The sequence below is a fragment of the Alcanivorax sp. HI0083 genome (genome assembly GCF_001635175.1).
This window is the reverse complement of record NZ_LWFX01001129.1, coordinates 1-2244: the sequence shown is the minus strand read 5'-3', so window position 1 is coordinate 2244 and position 2244 is coordinate 1. Positions and strand designations below refer to the sequence as shown.

Below are 2244 nucleotides of genomic sequence, written 5' to 3'. Positions count from 1 at the left end.
CCATTTTGAAACCGTGACGCCGTACCATGTGCGCGTGCATCTGGATAGCAACGGCCAGCGGGTGCATAGCCAGTGTGAGCCGGTCAGCGACATGCGCCACCAGGACTGGTTTGTGCTGCCGCCAGGGCAGGCCTGGTTCTACCAGCGCCGCCACCCGCACTACCGGCCCTTGCCCGCCTGGCGGGATGATTGTCTGGCCGGCGCCAGGGCCATGAACAGCGAGCCGCCCATGGCGTTGATCTATCCCCATGCGGGCACGGCCATTTATATTCCGGTGGAACTGAATGGCCGCTTGGGGCGGGCGGTATTTCGTGCCGTTCATCAACGGGCTGACGCCAGGCTGTACTGGCATCTGGATGCTGCTTATCTGGGCGAGACCCGGCATTTCCACGAATGGGCACTCACCGCCGAGCCCGGCTGGCATACCCTGACACTGGTGGATGATCAGGGCTTTCGGTTAAAGCAGCGCTTCAAAGTGCTGGGTAAGTGAGATGCTTCACGCAGGCATGCTACACGCAATTACGCCGGCCAATCCTTTGCGCGCCGTAAAACCGCACATCCACCGCGCCTTCTTGCCGTGAATCTGATAAACAAGGACTCTCAACGCAACGAACGGGGCCAAGGATGAAGCACCTGCACTATCACACCTGCAATCTTTGCGAAGCCATGTGCGGTATCGAGATAGAGCACTGCGGCGATGACATACAAGCCATTCGCGGGGACAAGGCCGACCCGTTCAGCCGTGGTCATATTTGCCCCAAGGCGGTGGCCCTGCAGGATCTGCACAACGACCCGGACCGCCTGCGCCACCCGGTGAAACGTACCGCCGATGGCTGGGTGCCGATCAGTTGGGATGAGGCCCTGGAGGAAACCGCCCAGCGACTCCACGCGATACAACAGGAGCATGGCAAGAATGCGGTGTCCCTGTACCTGGGGAACCCCACAGCCCACAATCACGGTGCCCTGTTTACCCTGTTGCCGTTTACCCAGGCGCTCAACACCCGCCAGCGTTACAGTGCCACCTCGGCAGACCAGCTGCCCCATCAACTTGCGACGTATCAGCTGTTCGGCCACCAAGCGCTGTTTCCCATCCCGGATATCGACCGCACCGATTACTTCATGATTATTGGCGGCAATCCGCTGGCCTCCAACGGCTCCATCATGACGGTTCCCGACGTCAAGAACCGGTTCAAGGCGCTGCAAAAGCGCGGCGGCAAACTGGTGGTGGTGGACCCGCGTCGCACCGAAACCGCCCGGGTGGCGGACGAGCATCATTTCGTGCGCCCAGGCACTGATGTGTACCTGTTATTGGCGTTGGTTCAGGTCATGTACACGGAATTGCTGGTGGCGCCGGGCCGCCTCGAGTCCCTGCTCGATGGCAAGAAAACCCTGGAAAAGCTGGTAGCACCGTGGACCCCTGAAAAAGTGACAACCGCGGTAGGGCTCTCTGCCGATCATATCCGCAAGCTCGCCCGTGACATCGCCAACGCGCCCAGCGCGGCGGTCTATTCCCGGGTGGGCGTCACCACCAGTGCCCATGGTGCGCTCAGCGCCTGGCTGGTCTACGTGATCAATATCCTCACCGGCAACCTGGATCGGGAAGGGGGCGTGATGTTCACCAACCCGGCCTTTGATATCGTCGCCATGAGTGCCCTTAGCGGTGATACCGGCAGCTTCGACCGTTACCGCAGCCGGGTAAACGGTTACCCGGAATTCGGCGGTGAATTCCCGGTGACCGCCATGGCCGATGAAATGCTCACGCCGGGGTTGGGGCAAGTGAAGGCCTTTATTTCCCATGCCGGCAATCCGGTGTTGTCCTGCCCGGATGGCAGCAAGCTGGACCGGGCCCTGGCCGGGCTGGATTTCATGGTCAGTATTGATCTCTATATCAATGAGACCACCCGCCATGCCGACATTATTCTGCCGCCCACCGGGCAGCTGGAGCATGGCCAGTTTGACCCCATTTTCCAGGCGGTGTCAGTGCGCAATGTAGTGAAATACACGCCACCTCTGGTACCTCGCCCGGAGGGCATGCTGCACGACTGGGAAATCCTGCTCGGGCTCACTACGCGGTTGAATCGGCTTAAGGCACGCAGTCGACGCAGCCGCTTGAAGGTGGCGGCCACTGACCGCTTTGTCCGCAAATTGGGTGACACCGGCATCATCGATCTGGGCCTGCGTCTGGGGCCCTATGGCAGTGGCGGCAAGGCCCTGGCCGAGCTCAAAGAGAACGGCCTGCATACA

Annotated in this window: 1 protein-coding gene and 1 pseudogene; both read left to right on the top strand. The window is 60.9% G+C overall.

Translation table 11 applies throughout. The features are described 5' to 3' along the window. Positions 1 to 490, top strand: a pseudogene (locus tag A3754_RS15745) (penicillin-binding protein 1C); the annotation flags it as partial. A 134-nt stretch (positions 491 to 624) separates the two neighbouring features. Continuing rightward, a partial coding sequence (locus tag A3754_RS15740; RefSeq protein ID WP_063520466.1) for a molybdopterin-dependent oxidoreductase occupies positions 625 to 2244 on the top strand: 1620 nt, incomplete at its 3' end.